Consider the following 19,520-nt stretch of genomic DNA (forward strand, 5'->3'; position numbering starts at 1 on the left):
GCATGCGCTGCCCCTATTGTGGTTCCGAAGACAGCCAGGTGAAGGATTCCCGTCCGGCAGAGGACGGGAATGCCATTCGCCGTCGCCGCATCTGCCCGGATTGTGGCGGCCGCTTCACGACCTTCGAGCGGGTGCAGCTGCGTGAGCTGATGATCATCAAGAAAACCGGTCGGAAGGTGCCTTTCGACCGGGACAAGCTGCTGCGTTCGTTCGAGATCGCGCTGCGTAAGCGTCCGGTCGACCGCGATCGCATCGAGCGGGCGGTGTCGGGCATCGTCCGCCGGCTCGAGAGCTCGGGCGAAACGGAAATCCCTTCGGAAGAAATCGGCCTCCAGGTACTCGAGGCCCTGAAGAGCCTCGACGATGTCGCCTTCGTTCGCTACGCATCGGTCTATCGCGATTTCTCGCACGCCGAAGATTTCGAGAAAGTCATCGCGGAGATCAGCGCCAAGATCGCGCGCGATCCCGGCGAATAGGCTCAAGCGGAGCGAAGCATGACGGCGCCGACGCGCGAGGACGAAAGGTTCATGGCGGCGGGGCTGCGCCTCGCCCGGCACAATCTCGGCCAGACATCGACGAATCCGTCGGTCGCCTGCATCGTCGTCAAGGACGGAACGATCGTAGGGCGCGCCGTAACGGCGCCTGGGGGACGCCCGCATGCCGAGACGCAGGCGCTTGCCGAAGCCGGAGAAAGGGCGAGGGGAGCAACCGCCTATGTCACGCTCGAGCCCTGTTCGCATCACGGCAAGACGCCCCCCTGCGCCGATGCCTTGATCGCCTCCGGTGTTGCCCGCGTCGTCATTTCGATTCTCGACCCGGACGAGCGTGTCGCCGGACGCGGCGTTGTCATGCTGCGCGACGCCGGCATCGCCGTCGACATCGGTACGCTCCATCGCGATGGCGAGCGGGCGCTTGACGCCTATCTGATGCGTCAGCGCAGCAAACGGCCGTATGTTACTCTGAAGCTTGCGGTTTCCCAGGATGGAATGATCGGCCGCGCGGGAGAGGGCCAGGTTCGAATTACCGGGCCGATTTCTCGTGCGCAGGTACAGGTGCTTCGCGCAGAGACGGACGCGATATTGGTCGGCATCGGCACGGCGACAGCCGATGATCCGGAATTGACCGTGCGCTTGCGGGGACTGGAGGACCGGTCTCCGGTTCGCATCGTTCTCGATCGCCGTCTCGATCTGCCGGTCGGCTCGAAACTCGTCCGTTCGGCGCAAGAGGTTCCAGTGATCGCTGTGGCAGACGCAAGGCTCGATTCGGCCGCCAACAGCCGCCGCGCGGCGCTCGAAGCCGCTGGCGTCGAAGTGCTGAACACCGACAATATCCCCGATCTTTTAACGGCGCTTGCCTCGCGTGGCATCTCCTCGCTGCTGGTGGAGGGTGGTGCGCGCACGGCTCGGGCGTTTCTTGAGGCCAACTTTATCGATCGGATCATGCTTTTCACTGGTCCGATCAGCATTGGCAAAGGCGGCATCCGATCCCCATTTGATCGGGAGTCCATTCCGACCGGATTCACGCTTCGACGGACGGCGCGCTACGGCGACGATATTTTCGAGGATTACGAGAGAGACATCTGATGTTCACAGGGATTGTTACCGATATCGGCACCGTTGAAGCGGTCACGCCACTGAAGGAAGGCATCAAGCTCCGCGTTGCCACCAACTATGATCCGAAGACGATCGATTTAGGCGCCTCCATCGCCCATTCGGGCGTATGCCTCACGGTTACCGCGTTGCCAGAGGCAGGCAGCAACGAGCGCTGGTTCGAGGTCGAGGCATGGGAAGAGGCGCTTCGGCTGACGACGATCGCCGGATGGCAAGAGGGCACGCGCATCAATTTGGAGCGCTCCTTAAAGATCGGCGACGAACTCGGTGGTCATCTTGTGTCCGGCCATGTGGACGACAAGGCCGAAATCCTCTCCGTGGAGCCGGAAGGCGATGCGGTGCGCTTCCGGCTCCGCGCGCCGGAACATCTTGCCAGGTTCGTGGCGCCCAAGGGTTCGGTTGCCCTCGACGGAACCTCGCTCACGGTCAACAAGGTGGATGGCGCCGAGTTCGACGTGCTCCTGATCCGCCATTCGCTCGAAGTCACCACCTGGGGCGAGCGGCGCGCGGGCGATCTCGTCAACTTTGAGGTCGATACGATGGCGCGTTATGCCGCGCGGCTCGCAGAGTCTCCCGCGCCCAAGGCGGAATAACGGCAGCAGAAATGGATCCGCCCCCAAGCGGGGGCGGACGCAGTTGTTAGGGTAAGGTTTCAACGCACATAGAGCGTGAGACTACCGTCGGTTGCCTGCGCTGCGCCTGCGATGTTGTTCATCTCGACATCGCGTGCCTTCAGCTTAGCGGCGAGCGCCCTGTTGGCACTGACGGCGGCATGGAGGGCTTGCAATTGCTGCGGCGTTTCCGCGTCGATCCGGGCGCGGATCGCGTTCATACGGTTCAGCGTGTCGACGTCGACGATGCTGAAATTATCGCCCTTGAAGTTTCGTACTGTCTGGTCGATCTCGCTCGGCCAGTTCATTTCAACGCCGGCCGCGTGGGAGATGCCGCCGAAACTCAAGGCGGAGAGGGTGGCGATGACGGAAATTTTCGCAAAGCGATTCATTGTCATGCTCCTTTGGTGCCCGTGGGGCTGCGGCGCGCGTTCGACGAGCCGAGGTGCCCCGGGGATGGCCAGCACCGATCCTTTGCGGGTGAGGCCACCCGCAGCGAAAAGGCACTGAATTGTTTCGACTAGTTGAGGCGGCGCTCCCGTCGCGCGACCGGGCCGTGCGTCGTTTCAACAGTGAAAAATTGGGCCGGAATCTGGTCCTTTCAAAGGCGTAACAGACTGAAAAATAATTAAAATTTGTTCATGTTCCCGGGGCAGCGTAAACGCCCCCTATGCCGCTGACTTCTGGTGCCGTTCGAACAGGATGACATGATTGCCGTGATAGGTGGTGCGCCAGAATTCAGTAAAGCCGTGCTTGGCCGCTACGCGGATTGATGCCTGGTTGCCGATGTCGATGATGCAGGTCTTCTTCAATGCCGGAAATTGTCGGTCGGCCCAGGCAAGGGCGGCGGTCACGGCTTCCGTCGCCAGGCCCCGGCCATGGGTTCTGGGGGAAAGCGCCCAGCCCATTTCCATTGTGCCTTCGAGCGAGGGCGTGATCGTCCGATGCGCGTCGTGGAAGCCGGCTTCGCCGATGAAAGCCCGGGTTTCCTTGTCCTGGATCGCAAAGAAGCCGAAGCCGAAATAGTGCCACATGCCGACCTGGCGCAGGAAGCGCGTCCAGGACTGCTCGCGCGAGTAGGGGACGCCGCCGATGAAGCGCGTAACCTCTTCGTCAGCGAACAGAGCGGTGTAGGCGGAAAAGTCGTCGCGCCGGTAGGGGCGCAGCAGAAGTCGTTCGGTTTCGATGGTGGGAACGCTGTGCATTTCGATCCAGATTGTCCTTGTTGGGGAGTGAAAATCAGGCGCCCGGTTCGCCATCCCAGTAGTCGGTTGCGGATGCGGGGCGACCGATGAACCGGAATGAAGCCTTTGGCGAGCCCGGTCGCCGCGTCTTTGCCAGGAACTTGCCGGAATCGGGATATTCGCAGATCTCCGTGGCGGCCATCGTCGAGATGGAGAGATATTTGAGCGTCGTCGTCCCGGTATTGATCAGATGATGCGCCGTCTCAGGCCCACCGGCGGGCGCGCCGAGCACGTCGCCCGGACCGACTTCGTGTCGTTCGTTGCCGAAGCGGTATGTTCCCTCACCCTCCAGGATGATGAACAGCTCCTCCTCGACATGATGGTTGTGAAACGGGCAGCCGGATTTGCCGGGCGGAACTTCGCCATAGCCGATGCCGAGATCCGTGAGCCCGAGAAGAGCGCCGAAGGAAACGTCGCTCGACTCGAAGAACGAGCCCTGCTGCCAGTGCTCGAGTTCGAGCTTCTTAAGGTTGACGATCGGCTTTTGCGCTTCCGTCATCGCGTTCCTCCCAATCTTCGCGACGCTCCTGGCGTCACCATCACCGTCGGATAAAGCGGGGACAGCTCCGCCTTGCAGAACCGACGCTACTGCACCTAAGGTTTAGGCGCAATGAGAGCTGTTGCAAGCAAATACAGCCTGCGGACCTGTGTTTGTAGCAGGTCCGCACCCGGCTACAACGGCGTCGGGTTCGACAGCCTCCTTGTTGCATCCGGGCAGGGAAGGGCCGACGCGTCCCGCGCCGGAAGGGAGCGTCGGCGCGGCAAATGGCCTCCGGCTGGCGGAATTTGCTTGCCAATCCGCGTCCGGCATGATTTGACCGCCGCCTGCGCCGGTCAGTCCGGCCCCAAGTTTTCAAGACAGGTGATCCATGGCGAAGACCAAGTCCGCCCACATTCTGATTGTGGAAGCGCGCTTCTATGATGATATGGCCGACGCATTGCTTGACGGTGCGAAGCACGCGCTCGATGCAGCCGGCGCGACTTATGATATTGTGACGGTCCCGGGGGCTTTGGAAATTCCCGCAGCGATCGCGATGGCGCTCGACGGCGCCGATGAGGGCGGCACCGAATATGACGGCTTCGTCGCGCTCGGCATGGTTATCCGCGGCGAGACCTACCATTTCGACATCGTCGCGAACGAATCCTCGCGCGCCCTTATGGACCTCGCCGTCAGCGAAAGCCTTGCGCTCGGCAACGGCATTCTGACCGTCGAGAACGATGACCAGGCATGGGCGCGCGCCCGCCGGTCGGAAGGTGACAAGGGTGGCTTCGCCGCGCGCGCGGCGCTGACCATGATCGAACTGAAGAAGAAACTGGGCGTAGAAAAGTGACGAAGACTCCCTCGGATCAGCCGCTGAAGCAGGTCAACCAGCGGGGTGCCGCGCGCCTCGCAGCCGTCCAGGCGCTTTATCAGATGGATATCGGCGGCACCGGTGTGCTGGAGATCGTCGCCGAGTACGAAGCGCATCGGCTGGGGCAGGAACTGGACGGCGAGACCTACCTGAAGGCGGATGCCTCGTGGTTTCGTTCGATCGTTTCGGGCGTCGTGCGCGACCAGCGCATGCTTGACCCGCTGATCGGCGCCGCCCTTCAGGACGACTGGGCACTGTCCAGGCTCGATTCCACGGTGCGCGCGATCCTGCGCGCCGGCACCTTCGAGATGCTCGAGCGCAAGGACGTTCCGGTTCCGGTGATCGTCACCGAGTATGTCGAGATCGCCAAGGCGTTCTTCGAGGACGAGGAGCCCAAGCTCGTCAACGCGGTTCTCGACCGGATCGCCAAGCAGGTCCGCGGACAGCGGAAATAGCAAAAATGGTGGCAGCGACTGCGGACGACATAGGAGCGGTTCTCCGTGAGGCACGTCGCAACGTCTTCTTGCTGACCCTTGCGCAAGCGCTGCTCGGTGTTGTCGGACCGATCAGCTTCGCGGTCGGCGGCGTCGCTGGTCACCAACTTCTTGGCGAAGACAAGTCGCTCGCGACCGCGCCGCTTACCGGCTTCAACGTGGGCTTGGCGCTTGGCGTCGTCCTCGCAGCGACGCTGTCTCGGCTGATCGGCAGACGCTTCGCCTTCATCGCCGGCGCCGCCATCGCCGCGCTCGGCGGGTTGATTGCAGCGGCGGCGCTTTTTCGCGACAGCTTCTGGCTGTTCACGTTCGCTTTGGCCGTTCTCGGCTCCTCCAGCGGCTTCACGCAAAAACTCCGCTTTGCTGCAGCCGATGCGTCACCCACCTTCTACAAGCCCAAAGCGATTTCCTGGATATTGGGTGGGGGCGTCATCTCCGCGGTACTCGGTCCGCAGATCGTCATCTTCGCGGGCGACTACTTCGCGCCCGTATGGTTTGCCGGCGCCTTCGTCGCATTGCTGCCGGTTTGCCTTGCGGCCATTGTTTTTTTTGTGCCCCTTCGCCTGCCGGATCTCAGGGGCGTTTCGGATGCGCACGCCGCCTTGCCGGTTCGGCCGCTTCGCGAGATCGTCGGCAGTCAGCGATTCCTGACCGGTATGATCTGCGGCATTTCCGCCTATACCCTGATGACTTTCATGATGACGGGCGCCCCGGTCGCCATGGTTGTCGGTTGCGGCTTCTCGACCGATCTTGCGACCCTCGGAATACAATGGCATGTGCTGGCGATGTTCGGTCCGAGCTTTGCGACGGGTTGGCTCATCAGCCGCTTCGGCGCCGAGCGTATCGTGGCCTGCGGCTTCCTGCTGCTTCTGGCTTGCGCGGCAGTCGCGCATCTTGGAGTGGCGCTCTGGAACTTCTGGGGCGCGCTGGTCCTTCTCGGATTCGGCTGGAATTTCGGGTTCATCGGCTCGACAGCGATCATTGCGCAGAGCTATCGGCCGCAAGAGGCGGACAAGGTTCAGGGCTTCCACGACATCGTGCTGTTTTCGACCGTCGCCGGCGCGTCCTTCGCCTCCGGCAAAGTGCTTTCCGTCTATGGATGGGACATGCTCAACGCCGTTGTCTGGCCGGTCGCTGGCACCTGCCTGTTCCTCCTTCTCCTGCTGATGCGCACGACTACAGCGTCGCGCGTCTCATCAGACGCGCAAAAGACGCTGTAGGACTTTCAATGGCCGCATGTCTTTATCCTCAAATCGGCGACGATTTAAGGAAAACATGCGTCAGGCGCGTTGCCGCCTGACGTCCTGCTCCGGCGGCTTTGCGAAATCAGCCAACTCCTTCCAGACGCCATCACGCCGGTAATTTCAGGGGCTTGACGATCCCTATCCGCGCCCGCACTCTGGCCGCGCCGTGAGGGGTGCTGCTTGAGGAGGCGGTGCGCGATTCGCGGTTTTGAGGGGCCTGCGGGAGGGAGTGAGCCTGCGGGTGAAACGGAGGATAGTGCGAAATGACCTTGCTTTTAGGTGTTATCGCATGCGGGTTGCTCGCGGTGGCCTATGCCATCTGGGCGACGCAGTCGGTGCTTGCCGCCGACCAGGGGAATGCCCGCATGCAGGAGATCGCAGGCTTTATCAGAGAGGGGGCGCAGGCCTACCTCACACGTCAATATAGGACCATTGCCATCGTCGGTGTCGTTGTCTTCATCGCCGCGTGGTTTCTTCTCTCCGGTGCAGCCGCGATCGGCTTCCTGATCGGTGCGGTGTTGTCGGGCGCGGCCGGGTTCATCGGCATGCATGTTTCTGTCAGGGCCAACGTCCGAACGGCCCAGGCCGCATCGGTCAGCCTTGCCTCCGGTCTCGATATCGCCTTCAAATCGGGCGCGATCACCGGCCTGCTCGTAGCCGGCTTGGCCCTGCTCGGCGTCTCCGTATACTACCTCATCCTGACCGCGGGCTTCGGACATGACGCCGCCTCGCGCGAGGTTATCGATGCGCTCGTGGCGCTCGGCTTCGGGGCGTCGCTGATTTCGATCTTCGCCCGTCTCGGCGGTGGCATCTTCACGAAGGGGGCCGATGTCGGCGGCGACCTCGTCGGCAAAGTGGAGGCCGGCATTCCCGAGGACGATCCGCGCAACCCCGCGACCATTGCGGACAATGTCGGCGACAATGTCGGCGACTGCGCAGGGATGGCGGCGGACCTGTTCGAGACCTACGCCGTTTCAGTCGTCGCGACCATGGTGCTTGCATCGATCTTCTTCGCGGGTACGCCGCTGCTCGCCACCGTGATGGTCTATCCGCTGGCGATCTGCGCCGCCTGTATCATCACCTCGATCATCGGCACCTTCTTCGTCAAGCTCGGCACCAACGGCTCTATCATGGGCGCGCTTTATCGCGGCCTGATCGTCACCGGTGCGCTGTCGATCATCGGCCTTGGCGCCGCGACGTCGCTGACGATCGGCTGGGGTTCGATCGGGGCCGTCGCGGGCAAGGATGTCACCGGCTGGGGCCTGTTCATCTGCGGTATCCTGGGCCTTGTGGTCACGGCGCTGATCGTCGTCATCACGGAATACTATACCGGCACCAACAAGCGGCCGGTGAACTCGATTGCTCAGGCCTCCGTCACCGGCCACGGCACCAACGTGATCCAGGGGCTCGCCGTCTCGCTCGAGTCGACGGCGCTGCCGGCGATCGTCATCGTCGGCGGCATCATCGCCACCTACCAGCTTGCCGGCCTCTTCGGTACCGCCATCGCGGTTACCGCCATGCTCGGCCTCGCCGGCATGATCGTGGCGCTCGACGCCTTCGGCCCGGTCACGGACAATGCCGGCGGTATTGCCGAGATGTCGCATCTGCCGCCGGAAGTGCGCAAATCGACCGACGCACTCGATGCTGTCGGAAACACGACCAAGGCCGTAACCAAGGGCTATGCGATCGGCTCTGCGGGTCTTGGTGCCCTTGTGCTCTTCGCGGCCTATTCGAATGACCTCACCTACTTCGCCGCCAATGGCGACAAGCATCCCTATTTCGCCGATGTGGGCGTGATCTCGTTTGATCTGTCCAACCCTTATGTCGTCGCCGGCCTGATCTTCGGTGGCCTCATCCCCTATCTTTTCGGCGGGATTGCCATGACGGCCGTCGGCCGCGCCGGCGGCGCTGTCGTCGAGGAGGTGCGCCGGCAGTTCAAGGAAAAGCCGGGTATCATGGAAGGCAAGGACAGGCCCGACTATGGTCGCGCCGTCGACATGCTGACCAAGGCGGCGATCCGCGAGATGATTATTCCGTCGCTGCTGCCGGTGCTGGCACCGATCGTCGTCTATTTCGGTGTACTGCTGCTTTCCGGATCGAAGGCCTCGGCCTTCGCGGCACTCGGAGCGTCGCTCCTCGGCGTCATCGTCAACGGCCTTTTCGTAGCCATATCGATGACCTCCGGGGGCGGGGCATGGGACAATGCGAAGAAGAGCTTCGAGGACGGTTTCGTCGATAAGAACGGCACTCGCCACATGAAGGGTTCCGAGGCTCACAAGGCATCGGTCACCGGCGATACGGTTGGCGATCCCTACAAGGATACGGCCGGTCCGGCGGTCAATCCGGCGATCAAGATCACCAATATCGTGGCGCTGCTCTTGCTGGCTGTTCTAGCCTGATCGCGTCTCTTTGAAAACGAAGGCCCGCGAACCTGGTTCGCGGGCCTTTTTGCGTGTTACGGCTGACTAAGATCATTTCCTGGAATTGCTTTAGTTCTTGCCGAAGTCCCTGAAAAGGTTTCGCGCCGCAGCCTGTCCAGCGCCGGGGCCGGACAGGAGTTGGCCAAGGAAGCTCGTTTCCTTGCCGCCGGTCGGCGTGGTGCGCGACAGCATGTCGACGACCTTGCCGTCCTGAAGCGTGTAGTGTGCGAGTTGGCTGACGACGCCTTCCTTGTCGAAATAGACGGCGAGGATCGACTGGTCGATGATCTTCGGCTTCATGAAGGCGACGGGCCGCTTGCGCGTCTGCGAGATGTAATAGAAGACCTCGTTGTCGAAAGTCGCGGTCGTCGACGGCGTGCCCAGAGAGAGCAGCACCTGCTCGCGGCTCGATCCGACTGGAACGAGGTTCAGCGTTTCCTGGTCAACGACGTAGCCCTGATGCAGGACCTCGCCGACATTCGCCGTCGTGCAGGCGGCAAGCGTGGTTGCGCAAAGGGAAGCCACGAGCACGGCACGGCCCAGAACATTCAGGTTTGATATTATATACCGCTTCGTCAAGGACTGTTCCCCTGGAGTAACGATGGCAGATCCGCCATTGCAATTCGTGCCTGCTTCGGTAAACCAGCTTCGGCTATCATGCAATAACGTCGTGGGCGCCGCCCACATTTCGAGAAAGCCAGAGCTGGGCTTTGTGATGATTTTGGGACTGTTCAAGAGAAAAAGCGGCAATATTGCGATTGTGGAGCGTCAGTATGCGTTGCTGACCGCAGCCGCGCGCCAGCCGTTTCTGTACACCGACCTCGCTGTGCCCGACACGGTCATGGGCCGCTTCGAGATGTTGTCGGCTATCCTGATTCTGTATTTTCGGCGGACACGTGCCTCCGCGCGGACGGGTCAGGAGATCGCTCAGGAAATCGTCGATGCCTTTTTCGAAGACGTCGATCACTCGATCCGCGAACTCGGTGTCGGTGATGCGGGTGTCCCGAAGAAGATGAAGAAGCTCGCTGGCATGTTCTATGGCCGGCTCGAGTCCTATGCCGCCGCGCTTGAGCAGGGGGATGGCCGCGCCTTGGCCGACGCGCTTCTGCGCAACTTCCACCCCGATGCCGGGGAAACGCCATCGATGGACGGACTGGCGGCTTACCTTCTGGCGGTCGAAGCGGCTTTGTCCGCTACGCCGGAGGAGGTGGTCGAAACGGGCCAGTTGCGCATACCGCCGGCTGGGGCGTAATAGACCGGTATTGATGCCGCCCGACGCTGGGCGGCTGCATCCGCGGCTTGGGCGTTCCGATGCCCGCGAGGAAGGATCCTGTCATGAGAGACGATAGCAAACCGGCGTTCTCCTACCCGGTGAAGGTAGGGCATATCTCGGCAAATGCGGTCAGCGTCCATCTTTCGGCCAACGAGGCCGAGCGCCGTGCGCTCGCCAACCTCTGGAATGTCGACGAGGTACTTTCGCTCGATGCCGACCTCCAGATCGCGCGCTGGAAGAAGGACGGAGTGAAGATCAAGGGTGACGTCGCTGCTCGCATTGTCCAGTCCTGCGTCGTGACGCTCGAACCCGTCGAGGCGGACATAAACGAGCCGGTCGAGGCGATTTTTGTACCGGAAGGATCGCGGCTTGCGCGCCAGGCACAAAATGATGGTGGCGAGATGGTGCTCAATCCGGACGGTCCGGACATTCCCGAAACCTTTTCCGGTGACACGATCGATGCCGGCGTCGTCGTCAGCGAACATGTCGCCCTCGCAATAGACCCCTATCCGCGCAAGGAAGGCGTCGTCTTCGGCGAGCGTATCGAAAGCTCTGCAGCGGATGACAAGCGACCGAACCCGTTTGCAGCGCTGAGGGACTGGAAAAAGGATTGAAACGGCGAAAGCCGGGTCTACAATTCGGTTGTCACGCAGACGAAAAGCAGTATTTTGGCCCCGACTCCAGCCGATGGGGCCGATGCGCCGAGACGTCGCATGTTGGCTCAAGCGTCAGAAGGAACAGGAATCGCCCCGCGTGAAACGGATACGCAGGGGCGAGGCGCGTTGTGTGGCAGGAAAAAAGGATAAGACACGCGTGGTCAGAATTTCACTTGACGTGATGGGGGGCGACTATGGTCCTGAAGTCGTTATCCCGGGCGCAGCAAGGGCGCTCGAACGTCACCCGGACATTCGATTCGTCTTGTTCGGCCAGGAAGCGCAATGCGTCGAGCTTCTGGCCAAATATCCCAAGCTGAAGGCAGCGAGCACGTTCAACGATTGCGAAATCGCCGTTGGCATGGACGAGAAGCCCAGCCAGGCGCTCCGGCGCGGACGCGGCAAGTCGAGCATGTGGAAGGCGATCGACGCGATCAACGCCGGCGAGGCGGACGTGGTCGTTTCCGCAGGCAATACCGGCGCGCTGATGGCGATGTCCGTCTTCTGTCTCAGAACCATGCAGGGGATCCAGCGCCCTGCGATCGCCGCGATCTGGCCGACGCTCAAGGGGGAAAGCATCGTCCTCGACGTGGGCGCGACGATTGGCGCGGACGCGCAGCAGCTCATGGATTTCGCCTTGATGGGCGGCGCGATGGCGCGTGCGTTGTTCGAAGTCGAACATCCTTCGGTCGGCCTCCTCAACGTCGGCGTTGAAGAAATCAAGGGCCAGGAAGAGGTCAAGGAGGCCGGGCGGCTCATCCGCGAGGCCAATATCGAGGGCATTGATTACTACGGTTTTGTCGAAGGCGACGATATCGGCCGGGGAACCGTCGATGTCGTCGTCACCGAGGGCTTCTCGGGCAACATCGCCCTGAAGGCGGCCGAAGGAACGGCTCGCCAGATTGCCGAATATCTGCGCGCGGCCATGTCGCGCACACTGCTCGCGAAGATTGGTTACGTATTCGCCAAGGGCGCTTTCGACCGGCTGCGTGAAAAGATGGACCCGCGGAAGGTCAACGGCGGCGTGTTTCTCGGCCTCAATGGCGTTGTCATCAAGAGCCATGGTGGCACGGACGCCGAGGGCTTCGCGGCCGCAATCGATGTCGGCTACGACATGGTAAAGAACGGCCTCAAGGCCAAAATTGAGAGCGACCTGGCGAAATATCACGGCGCGCAGCCGTCCGAAGCCTTCCCGCCGGCATGAATGATGAGGTTTGAGTAAATGATCCGTTCCGTCGTTCGCGGCTTCGGGGCAGCGCTGCCGAAGCGAGTGATGACCAACAAGGAAATGGAAACGAAGGTCGACACATCCGACGAATGGATCGTGCAGCGGACCGGGATTCACCAGCGTTATATCGCGGGCGAGGGGGAAACGACGGCATCGCTCGGAGAAAGCGCTGCGCGTGCCGCGCTTGCGAGGGCCGATCTGACGCCCGACGATCTGGACCTGATCATCGTCGCGACGTCGACGCCGGACAACACGTTTCCGGCAACGGCGGTGAACATCCAGAATCGCCTTGGCATGCGGCATGGCGCGGCGTTCGACATGCAGGCGGTCTGTTCCGGCTTCGTCTATGCGGTCGCGACGGCGGATGCCTATATCCGCGGCGGCCTCGCCAAGCGTGCGCTGGTAATCGGGGCCGAGACGTTCTCGCGCATCCTCGACTGGTCCGATCGAACGACCTGCGTGCTCTTCGGCGACGGTGCCGGCGCGATCATCCTCGAAGCGCAGGAAGGCTCAGGCACGAATGCTGACCGCGGCGTGCTGACGGCGCAATTGCGCTCCGACGGCATTCACGGCGACAAGCTCTACGTCGACGGCGGCCCGTCGACAACGGGCACGGTGGGCCATCTCAGGATGGAAGGGCGCGAGGTGTTCAAGCATGCCGTCGGCATGATTACGGATGTGATCGAGGCGGCATTCAAGGCAACCGGGACGACGGCGGACGACGTCGACTGGCTGGTTCCGCACCAGGCAAATCGCCGTATCATTGACGGCTCGGCAAAGAAGCTGGGTATCCCGCTCGACAAGGTTGTGGTGACCGTCGACGTGCATGGCAATACCTCGGCCGCCTCTATTCCGCTCGCGCTTGATACCGCGGCCGCCGACGGGCGGATTAAAAAAGGCGACCTCGTGATGCTCGAGGCGATGGGCGGTGGCTTCACCTGGGGTTCCGTTCTCATCCGGTGGTAAAGAAAATAATGAAGCACCGCAGGCGCTTGACCGCAAAAGGCAAGGGCAATAGTCTTCGAGCGCTGATCGGCATGCCAGACATCGGTGGGGGAAGATGAGCGGAAAAACAGTAACTCGGGCGGACTTGGCTGAGTCGGTCTTTCGCAAGGTGGGCCTGTCTCGCACAGAGTCGGCCGAACTCGTGGAAACAGTCATTGACGAGATATGCAACGCAATCGTGCGTGGCGAGAGCGTGAAACTGTCTTCCTTTGCAACGTTTCAGGTGCGCGACAAGAACGAGCGCATCGGTCGCAATCCGAAAACCGGCGAGGAAGTTCCGATTTCACCGCGCCGGGTGATGACCTTCAAGGCGTCGAACGTGTTGAAGCAGCGCGTGCTGAAGGCGCATTTGACCCGCAAGGCCAAGCAGAAGCCGGCCTCTCCGGCATCCTGACCTCTTGCTCGAAACCACAAATGTGGTTGAAAACCTGTCCATAACCCATTGAAATGGGCGCGACTCGTGCGATCATCGAGCGGTGACCCGTCCATTGCGGCGCTGACATGCCGCGTGATCTGTAAATGGGGATGATATGGACAAAAGCCCGGACGCCTTCCGCACAATCAGCGAGGTCGCAGACGAGCTCGATCTGCCTCAGCATGTCCTGCGGTTCTGGGAGACGCGGTTCCAGCAGATCAAGCCGATGAAGCGCGGCGGCGGACGGCGGTACTATCGCCCGGAGGATGTCGATCTCCTCAAGGGCATTCGCCACCTCCTTTATGATCATGGCTACACGATCAAGGGCGTGCAAAAGCTGCTCAAGGCCAACGGCAACAAGTTCGTCGCGGCGATTGCAAGCGGCGATCTCGCGACCGTCGAGGCACTTGCCGCTTCCAGCAATGAAGAGCCGCAGCCGCCGAAGGTCGGCGTCGCGGACGAAGACCAGATCGTTGGCCGCGCGAAGGCGCCGGCAGGCCGGCGGTTCTTCGCCTTCGGCGGCGGTGGCGACGACGCCGCGGAGATATCGATCGGCAAGACTTCCGTAAGCAAGGAAGACCGCGCGCTTTTGCAGGAAGCGCTTTACGATCTTTTGGAATGCAAGCGGTTGCTCGATCAGGTTCGATAATATTTGACCCGGCGAGGCTCAATGAGCCTGGGGGCCGCCGGCCGCAGGGGTTAGCCTATTTTGGTTCGTGCCGCTTGGAGGCGCCATTAACTTGCTGGTCCGGAACGGACACGAAGGTGGGGAAATGAATATGTTCGAGGATCGCAAGACCCTTTTCCCCGCCCCCAGTCTTTGCTGCCGGCGCGATTTGCATTGTGGCGGAGAGATCCTCAAGATATTCCAGCGCCTCATGGATCGCCAGTAACGTTGACATCCTGCCATCGGCCTCGCCTGCCTGCTGCAGGTCGTGCCTTGTATTCTCCACCATCTCTCTGACGAAGCCTCGCGGGTCATCACTCTGGGAAGCGGCCCACTGGAGGAGACGGCGCATCATGGATTCATTTACACGCAAGGCGGCCACGGTTTGGCCCAGGAGGAGCGTCAGTTTCTGAAGCTTGTCTGCGTCTATTTTCCGGGACATCTGGATATCTTTCCGCCCTTTGGTTTCCTCTTCCGGAGCTTAGCCCAAGGTCGGTGAAATGCTCGGCGGCTCTGCACCGACAGAGGCCGAACGGCCCGGTGCAGGTTTTGTTCCCGGTGTGCTTGGTCGCGTGCTGTGATCCATTTCCAGGCAGTCGTTTCCTTTTTCCTGTCGATACCCAAATTCGGGCTTGCGCTCCAAGCGTTGAGAATATAGGGGTTTCCTCGGTTCGGAGCGTAGCGCAGCCCGGTAGCGCACTTGACTGGGGGTCAAGGGGTCGTGGGTTCGAATCCCGCCGCTCCGACCATTTTACACATTCGGCAAAACGCACTTCATGATCTCTGTTCGCTTGCGTCGCCGCCGAAGAAATCCCCACCACCCGATAAGTTAAATCCGAAGCATTGTGCCATTGGCCACGCGTCGTGGCGCCGCGTGGGAATTCTGGCGCGTCCGGCGGTCAAGTGAACAGGTTTGTGATTTGGACGAGGCCACTGCGGCGGATAGACTACGCGTGCAACAACAAGGAGAAGCCGTATGAAGAGCATCCTCGTATTTGCAGCCGCCTTCGCTTTGTCGGCACCGGTGGCTTACGCAGAGTGCATCGGGCACTCGAAAACCACTGCCTCTGTAGATGAAGAGATGACCACGGCGAGCGTCACCAAGACTGAACAGTCGACGCCGGCCGATGAGATCCTCCTGCAGCAAAAACGGCAGCAGGAAGAACGAGAGGCGGACGAATAGGTCCAACAACGTCGGATGCCGGGCTTGCCCCGGTTATTGGGCATGGCATCCAGCATCCGACGCCTCTCACGAAGAACAGCTCTCAACTCCCGTATCGCACGACGTTTTGCGCAGCGATGGCCTGTCTTGCAGGCAGGTGGTCGCTCACGGTTCGGCGCGCCGCTGAACGGCGGTAAAGTTCCTCCGTCCGGTCAAGCATTACGTCGAGGGTGAAGCGCTCCTTGCGCGCTTCGGCCGCTTTGAGGAGTGAAGGGGAGCTTCCGAGGTTGCGGCGGCGACCATCGTTTTCGCAAGCTGCGAAACGTCGTCGCTATTGGGAATGATGAAACCGTTCTCGCCGTTGTTGATGACGGTTTTCGCGCCGCCGACATCGGAGATGATGATCGGTCTTCCGGCGGCGGCGGCTTCCAGCATGACATAGGACATCGCTTCGTAGCGGCTCGGCATGACCACGAGATCAAAGGCGGCCACAGTCTTAGGGCCGGTAAAGGCCGAGGTCAGGTGAATACGGCCTTGCAACCCGCTTGCCGCTATCGCGCGGCGAAGCTCGTCTTCCATTTCGCCGGACCCGACCATCACGACCGACGCCGACGCGTTCCTGAAGGCATCTACGAGCCGCTCCGGCGCCTTCTGGCTGGAAAGGCGACCGATGAAGCCGAAGACAAAGGCGTCGGCGGGAATCCCGAAGCTCGCGCGAACGGTCTGCGCCATGTCGGGCGCAGGCGCCGAAACCCCGTTGACGATCACGGATATCCGCGCCTCGGGCATGCCAAGCGACAATGCATGCGCGTTCGTCATCGGAAACGACGATGAGGTGATCGGTGAAAAACCATGCAAGGGCCCACTCGATGGCGCCATAGATCAGCCGGCCGCCGCCACCAAGCGCGGGATCCATCGTCCGGAAGGCATGGGGCGTGTAGACGCGCGGAACATGGCGTCCGGGCAGTCGCAGAGGGGTGAGGGCACTCGCCTTGGAGCTGTGGCCGTGCACGATGTCGAACGGTCCGCTGCTGCAGCCGATGCGGCGAATGGCGCGAAAGGCCGAGAGGTCCGACGGCCCCGGCGCGCGCTCCATGTCGACTGCATGAACCGCGGCCAAGCCGATTGCCTTGACCTCACGGACGAAGCCGTCTCACGCTCGCACCGGCGAGTAGATCGCCTCGACATGATGGCCGCGCGCATGCATGCCGCGGCAAAGATCGAGAAAATGGCGGCCGGAGCCGCCGCCGCTTGGCTCCAGCACTTCGAGGAGGCGCAGCGCAAGGGCTGTCGATCCGGCCGCTGCCGGTTCGCTCATGGTCATGCGTGCCTTCCGGCGCGGACCTGCCTTTGAAAGCGATATTCGAGCGCAGCGCATCCCCAGACGATGCCGAGCAGCATGTAGAAATGGCGCCAATGGTCTGTATCGATGACGTTGCCGACGCCGACATGGCCGATCAGCGTGACCCACGCAATCATCAGGTACGGCTGCCAGGGCCGATCGAGCAGAAGGAAGCGGAAGCCCAGCGAAAGCGTCCAGGCGATCAGCGCCACGTAGGCGACGAAGCCGATCCAGCCGTAGGACGTCAGGCATTTCAGCCAGATGTTGTGTTCGTCCTCGGGGAAAATGGTACTGAAGACCAGCGGGCCGATGCCGAGCGGTCTTTCCATCGACATGAGAAAACCGATCCTGTGCCGGTCGAACCTGCCGAGATGCCCGCCGTCATACTCCTGGACAAGCTGGGAGCGGCTCGAGAAGAGCGTCGCGACCTGCTCGGACTGCAGGGCGGCCGCCAATGCGGCGACGATGAACAGGGCGCCGCACAGGGCCATGACGAGGATACGCAGGCGAAAGAGGCCGCTCCGCTCCTTCAGCAGCATGACGAAGACGAAGGCGACCACGCAAAAGAGATTGAGCGCCCAGGCCGCTCGCGAGAACGAGAGGAAGACGCCGAGCGCCAGGACGAGAAGGCCGACGATCTTCGGCGGAGCTCGGCTGATCGGTTGGGTAAGCAGACCGCGGAGGAGATAGAGCACGGGCGCGGCGAGGAATGGTCCGAAAACGTTCGGGTCCTGGAACGCTCCCTTCGCACGGTCATAGAGCGTGAAGTTGGCGCTGCCCGGTATTGCGCCGAAATAACCGAGAATACCGAGAAGCGCTGTAATGACTGCGGCAGCAACCCAGGCATTGAAGATCAGGCCCAGTCTTTGATGCCGATCTTCGATGATCGCCGCGAAGAAGACAGCGGAGAGTGCGAGGAAGCCGGAGACGGCCATATACATCGGCCCGGTGCCGAGGTCCGCCATCACGGTCAGCGACAGGATTCCGCCAATCATGAACACGACAAGGAGCGAGAGCAACGGCGCCACATAGCGGGAAATCTTCAGCCCGAAGAGTGTCCACAGGCCGATGAGGCACGCCATGAAAATCTCGTAGGGTGCCGGCTCCGCGATGACGAAACCGGAGAGAAACACCGCGACCCCCACCAGGCCCGAAGCGAGGAGCGAAATCGCGGCAAGCTGGGGACGAAGGACGATTGGCTGGGTTGCGCTCGCGGAGATCAATATGCGTTTTCCGTATTGAACAAACGGAACGGTGTCAGGAAAAGGATCTTCAGATCGAAGAGCAGTGACCAGTTTTCGATGTAGTGGAGATCGAAAGCAGTGCGGAAGCGGATTTTCTCGTCATTGTCGATCTCGCCGCGCCAACCGTTGATTTGTGCCCAGCCGGTCACCCCCGGTTTGACGCGATGGCGAGCGAAATAACCTTCCACGACATCGGAAAAGGTTCGGTCCCGGGTCTGCGCCAGAACGGCGTGTGGGCGCGGGCCGACCAGAGAGAGCTCGCCCTTCAAGACGTTGAAGATCTGTGGCAGCTCGTCGATTGAAGACTTGCGCAGGAAGCGGCCGACGGGGGTCACGCGCGGGTCTCCCTTGGACACGGCGCTGCGAGCGGTTGGGTCGCTCATATGCGTGTACATCGAGCGGAACTTGTAGACCTCGATCGTCTCGTTGTTGAAGCCGTGCCGGGCCTGCTTGAAGATGATCGAACCGGGTGACGTGACCTTGACTGCGACTGCGGCGGTAAGCATCACCGGCCAGAGCAGAAGGAGTGCCACGACGCTGAAAAAGATATCGAAGCAGCGCTTCGCCACGGAGTCCCAATCGGCGATCGGCTTGTCGAAGATGTCGAGCATCGGAACCTGTCCGACATGGGAATAGCTGCGCGGTCGGAAGCGCAGGTTGTTGGCGTGCGCCGCCAGCCGGATGTCGACCGGCAGAATCCACAGCTTCCTCAACAGTTCGAGTATGCGTTTTTCCGCAGTCAGCGGCAGCGAGATGATCAGCATGTCGATCCTCGCAAGTCGGGCGAACTCGACGAGTTCGTCGACCGTCCCCAGTTTGGGATAGCCGGCGAGCATGTTCGGTGATCGCCGCTCGTCGCGGTCATCGAAGATGCCGCAGATGCGGATATCATTGTCCGGCTGATGTTCGATCGTGCGGATCAGATCCTTCGCCGGCGGACCACCACCGACAATGACGGCGCGACGTTCCATCGTCCCGTTTCGCGACCAGTGCCTGATCGAATAGGCGATGAACGCCCGTTGGGCGACGAGGAAGAGCGCGCCGCCCATGAACCATCCGGCGATCCAGACGCGGGAATACTGATGGCCGGATTTCAGGAAGAAAAGCGCAAGCGCGATGGCGCCAAAGGCGGCAACCCAGGCACCAAGAATGCGCGGGGTCATTCGCAGCCAGGCTCGCAGCGCCGGCACCTGATAGCCATCGGCGATCTGGATGGCCGCAACGGCAAGTGCCGAGCCGCCGGCGAGAATTGCAAGATAGACCGGAAGTTGTTCGAGATCCGGCTGAACATAGTAGGCGTTGATGCCATAGCCGATGGCAAAGAGAACTGAGAAATCGAGCAGCCGGATCAGACCGGTGATCATCGCAGGTGAATAGGTGTCGGCGCGAAACTGGAGCGCGATCTGTCGGGCAAGCGGATTGAGCTCCGTCGCGCCTTTTTCCTCAATTGTCTCTCTGGGGGCAACGGTCCTGATCTCGGAGATCTTCTTGCGAAGCGCTTCCGGATCGAATGTTTCAGGCCTCTCGTAGTGGTTCATGGTCTTTTCCCGGCGCTG

General features: G+C 61.5%; 21 protein-coding genes, 1 tRNA gene and 1 pseudogene. 15 read left to right on the forward strand and 8 right to left on the reverse strand.

Going from position 1 to position 19,520, the window contains the following annotated elements:
• Nucleotides 1-2: 2 nt before the first annotated feature.
• The 3 genes from nrdR to QN219_RS03465 are packed head-to-tail and all read left to right on the forward strand — an operon-like array spanning nt 3 to nt 2,203.
• Nucleotides 3-476 (forward strand): transcriptional regulator NrdR, encoded by a 474-nt coding sequence (gene nrdR / locus QN219_RS03455; protein WP_003529310.1) that lies wholly within the window; start codon nt 3-5, stop codon nt 474-476.
• A gap of 18 nt (nt 477-494) precedes the next feature.
• Nucleotides 495-1,583, forward strand: coding sequence for a bifunctional diaminohydroxyphosphoribosylaminopyrimidine deaminase/5-amino-6-(5-phosphoribosylamino)uracil reductase RibD (gene ribD / locus QN219_RS03460; RefSeq protein ID WP_283997977.1), 1,089 nt, complete (start codon nt 495-497; stop codon nt 1,581-1,583).
• Nucleotides 1,583-2,203 (forward strand): riboflavin synthase, encoded by a 621-nt coding sequence (locus QN219_RS03465; protein WP_283997979.1) that lies wholly within the window; start codon nt 1,583-1,585, stop codon nt 2,201-2,203. Before ribD ends, QN219_RS03465 begins: the two co-directional genes overlap by 1 nt.
• A gap of 59 nt (nt 2,204-2,262) precedes the next feature.
• Here QN219_RS03465 and QN219_RS03470 read toward each other — a convergent pair whose 3' ends face one another.
• From QN219_RS03470 to QN219_RS03480, 3 genes are all read right to left on the reverse strand, one after another.
• A complete protein-coding gene (locus QN219_RS03470) occupies nt 2,263-2,613 on the reverse strand; it encodes a hypothetical protein (RefSeq protein ID WP_283997981.1) in 351 nt (116 codons plus the stop codon).
• A gap of 276 nt (nt 2,614-2,889) precedes the next feature.
• Nucleotides 2,890-3,426 (reverse strand): GNAT family N-acetyltransferase, encoded by a 537-nt coding sequence (locus tag QN219_RS03475; protein ID WP_283997982.1) that lies wholly within the window; start codon nt 3,424-3,426, stop codon nt 2,890-2,892.
• Nucleotides 3,427-3,460: 34 nt separating this feature from the next.
• Nucleotides 3,461-3,964, reverse strand: a complete 504-nt coding sequence (locus QN219_RS03480) for a cupin domain-containing protein (protein WP_283997984.1) — start codon at nt 3,962-3,964, stop codon at nt 3,461-3,463.
• A gap of 370 nt (nt 3,965-4,334) precedes the next feature.
• On the opposite strand from QN219_RS03480, the gene ribH reads away from it, so the two are divergent.
• The 4 genes from ribH to QN219_RS03500 all read left to right on the forward strand — a co-directional run bounded on the left by ribH (nt 4,335) and on the right by QN219_RS03500 (nt 8,954).
• Nucleotides 4,335-4,796 (forward strand): 6,7-dimethyl-8-ribityllumazine synthase, encoded by a 462-nt coding sequence (gene ribH / locus QN219_RS03485; protein ID WP_173510316.1) that lies wholly within the window; start codon nt 4,335-4,337, stop codon nt 4,794-4,796.
• On the forward strand, nt 4,793-5,272 hold the full coding sequence (gene nusB, locus QN219_RS03490; RefSeq protein WP_173510315.1) for a transcription antitermination factor NusB: 480 nt from the start codon (nt 4,793-4,795) through the stop codon (nt 5,270-5,272). Before ribH ends, nusB begins: the two co-directional genes overlap by 4 nt.
• A 5-nt stretch (nt 5,273-5,277) precedes the next feature.
• On the forward strand, nt 5,278-6,531 hold the full coding sequence (locus tag QN219_RS03495; RefSeq protein WP_283997985.1) for an MFS transporter: 1,254 nt from the start codon (nt 5,278-5,280) through the stop codon (nt 6,529-6,531).
• A gap of 287 nt (nt 6,532-6,818) precedes the next feature.
• On the forward strand, nt 6,819-8,954 hold the full coding sequence (locus QN219_RS03500; protein WP_283997987.1) for a sodium-translocating pyrophosphatase: 2,136 nt from the start codon (nt 6,819-6,821) through the stop codon (nt 8,952-8,954).
• A gap of 90 nt (nt 8,955-9,044) precedes the next feature.
• Here QN219_RS03500 and QN219_RS03505 read toward each other — a convergent pair whose 3' ends face one another.
• Entirely contained in the window at nt 9,045-9,554 is a 510-nt protein-coding gene (locus QN219_RS03505) for an outer membrane protein assembly factor BamE (RefSeq protein ID WP_283997989.1), read from the reverse strand.
• 136 nt (nt 9,555-9,690) lie between these two features.
• Here QN219_RS03505 and QN219_RS03510 point away from each other — a divergent pair, with 136 nt between their 5' ends.
• The 6 genes from QN219_RS03510 to QN219_RS03535 all read left to right on the forward strand — a co-directional run bounded on the left by QN219_RS03510 (nt 9,691) and on the right by QN219_RS03535 (nt 14,198).
• A complete protein-coding gene (locus tag QN219_RS03510) occupies nt 9,691-10,227 on the forward strand; it encodes a ubiquinol-cytochrome C chaperone family protein (protein WP_283998265.1) in 537 nt (178 codons plus the stop codon).
• Between the two features lie 83 nt (nt 10,228-10,310).
• On the forward strand, nt 10,311-10,862 hold the full coding sequence (locus QN219_RS03515) for a DUF177 domain-containing protein (protein WP_283997990.1): 552 nt from the start codon (nt 10,311-10,313) through the stop codon (nt 10,860-10,862).
• Between the two features lie 199 nt (nt 10,863-11,061).
• A complete protein-coding gene (gene plsX, locus QN219_RS03520; RefSeq protein ID WP_283997991.1) occupies nt 11,062-12,105 on the forward strand; it encodes a phosphate acyltransferase PlsX in 1,044 nt (347 codons plus the stop codon).
• Between the two features lie 18 nt (nt 12,106-12,123).
• Complete coding sequence (locus QN219_RS03525; RefSeq protein ID WP_283997993.1) at nt 12,124-13,095, forward strand: beta-ketoacyl-ACP synthase III; 972 nt, start codon at nt 12,124-12,126, stop codon at nt 13,093-13,095.
• Nucleotides 13,096-13,189: 94 nt separating this feature from the next.
• Entirely contained in the window at nt 13,190-13,528 is a 339-nt protein-coding gene (locus tag QN219_RS03530) for an integration host factor subunit alpha (protein ID WP_283997994.1), read from the forward strand.
• A gap of 136 nt (nt 13,529-13,664) precedes the next feature.
• Nucleotides 13,665-14,198, forward strand: a complete 534-nt coding sequence (locus tag QN219_RS03535) for a MerR family transcriptional regulator (protein ID WP_283975940.1) — start codon at nt 13,665-13,667, stop codon at nt 14,196-14,198.
• A gap of 55 nt (nt 14,199-14,253) precedes the next feature.
• Here QN219_RS03535 and QN219_RS03540 read toward each other — a convergent pair whose 3' ends face one another.
• Entirely contained in the window at nt 14,254-14,658 is a 405-nt protein-coding gene (locus QN219_RS03540) for a hypothetical protein (RefSeq protein WP_283997996.1), read from the reverse strand.
• A gap of 230 nt (nt 14,659-14,888) precedes the next feature.
• Here QN219_RS03540 and QN219_RS03545 point away from each other — a divergent pair.
• Together QN219_RS03545 and QN219_RS03550 are read left to right on the forward strand one after the other, a co-directional pair.
• A tRNA-Pro gene (locus QN219_RS03545) sits at nt 14,889-14,965 on the forward strand.
• A 227-nt stretch (nt 14,966-15,192) separates the two neighbouring features.
• Complete coding sequence (locus QN219_RS03550) at nt 15,193-15,399, forward strand: hypothetical protein (protein WP_283997998.1); 207 nt, start codon at nt 15,193-15,195, stop codon at nt 15,397-15,399.
• A gap of 82 nt (nt 15,400-15,481) precedes the next feature.
• Here QN219_RS03550 and QN219_RS33930 read toward each other — a convergent pair.
• From QN219_RS33930 to QN219_RS03575, 3 genes and pseudogenes are all read right to left on the reverse strand, one after another.
• A pseudogene (locus tag QN219_RS33930) lies at nt 15,482-16,696 on the reverse strand (glycosyltransferase family 4 protein).
• A gap of 2 nt (nt 16,697-16,698) precedes the next feature.
• A complete protein-coding gene (locus QN219_RS03570) occupies nt 16,699-17,943 on the reverse strand; it encodes an O-antigen ligase family protein (protein WP_283998000.1) in 1,245 nt (414 codons plus the stop codon).
• Nucleotides 17,940-19,502 carry an undecaprenyl-phosphate glucose phosphotransferase gene (locus QN219_RS03575; protein ID WP_283998002.1) on the reverse strand — a complete coding sequence of 521 codons (1,563 nt, stop codon included), beginning with the start codon at nt 19,500-19,502 and terminating at the stop codon, nt 17,940-17,942. The genes QN219_RS03570 and QN219_RS03575 overlap by 4 nt, the downstream gene beginning before the upstream one ends.
• Nucleotides 19,503-19,520: the final 18 nt, after the last annotated feature.

The organism is Sinorhizobium sp. 8-89 (assembly GCF_030124325.1).
GTDB lineage: Bacteria > Pseudomonadota > Alphaproteobacteria > Rhizobiales > Rhizobiaceae > Sinorhizobium.

Coding starts and splice junctions, on each gene's coding strand:
- nrdR (WP_003529310.1), top strand. CDS start 3: ATGCGCTGCCCCTATTGTGGTTCCGAAGACAGCCAGGTGAAGGATTCC.
- ribD (WP_283997977.1), top strand. CDS start 495: ATGACGGCGCCGACGCGCGAGGACGAAAGGTTCATGGCGGCGGGGCTG.
- QN219_RS03465 (WP_283997979.1), top strand. CDS start 1,583: ATGTTCACAGGGATTGTTACCGATATCGGCACCGTTGAAGCGGTCACG.
- QN219_RS03470 (WP_283997981.1), bottom strand. CDS start 2,613: ATGAATCGCTTTGCGAAAATTTCCGTCATCGCCACCCTCTCCGCCTTG.
- QN219_RS03475 (WP_283997982.1), bottom strand. CDS start 3,426: ATGCACAGCGTTCCCACCATCGAAACCGAACGACTTCTGCTGCGCCCC.
- QN219_RS03480 (WP_283997984.1), bottom strand. CDS start 3,964: ATGACGGAAGCGCAAAAGCCGATCGTCAACCTTAAGAAGCTCGAACTC.
- ribH (WP_173510316.1), top strand. CDS start 4,335: ATGGCGAAGACCAAGTCCGCCCACATTCTGATTGTGGAAGCGCGCTTC.
- QN219_RS03495 (WP_283997985.1), top strand. CDS start 5,278: ATGGTGGCAGCGACTGCGGACGACATAGGAGCGGTTCTCCGTGAGGCA.
- QN219_RS03500 (WP_283997987.1), top strand. CDS start 6,819: ATGACCTTGCTTTTAGGTGTTATCGCATGCGGGTTGCTCGCGGTGGCC.
- QN219_RS03510 (WP_283998265.1), top strand. CDS start 9,691: ATGATTTTGGGACTGTTCAAGAGAAAAAGCGGCAATATTGCGATTGTG.
- QN219_RS03515 (WP_283997990.1), top strand. CDS start 10,311: ATGAGAGACGATAGCAAACCGGCGTTCTCCTACCCGGTGAAGGTAGGG.
- QN219_RS03525 (WP_283997993.1), top strand. CDS start 12,124: ATGATCCGTTCCGTCGTTCGCGGCTTCGGGGCAGCGCTGCCGAAGCGA.
- QN219_RS03530 (WP_283997994.1), top strand. CDS start 13,190: ATGAGCGGAAAAACAGTAACTCGGGCGGACTTGGCTGAGTCGGTCTTT.
- QN219_RS03535 (WP_283975940.1), top strand. CDS start 13,665: ATGGACAAAAGCCCGGACGCCTTCCGCACAATCAGCGAGGTCGCAGAC.
- QN219_RS03540 (WP_283997996.1), bottom strand. CDS start 14,658: ATGTCCCGGAAAATAGACGCAGACAAGCTTCAGAAACTGACGCTCCTC.
- QN219_RS03550 (WP_283997998.1), top strand. CDS start 15,193: ATGAAGAGCATCCTCGTATTTGCAGCCGCCTTCGCTTTGTCGGCACCG.
- QN219_RS03575 (WP_283998002.1), bottom strand. CDS start 19,502: ATGAACCACTACGAGAGGCCTGAAACATTCGATCCGGAAGCGCTTCGC.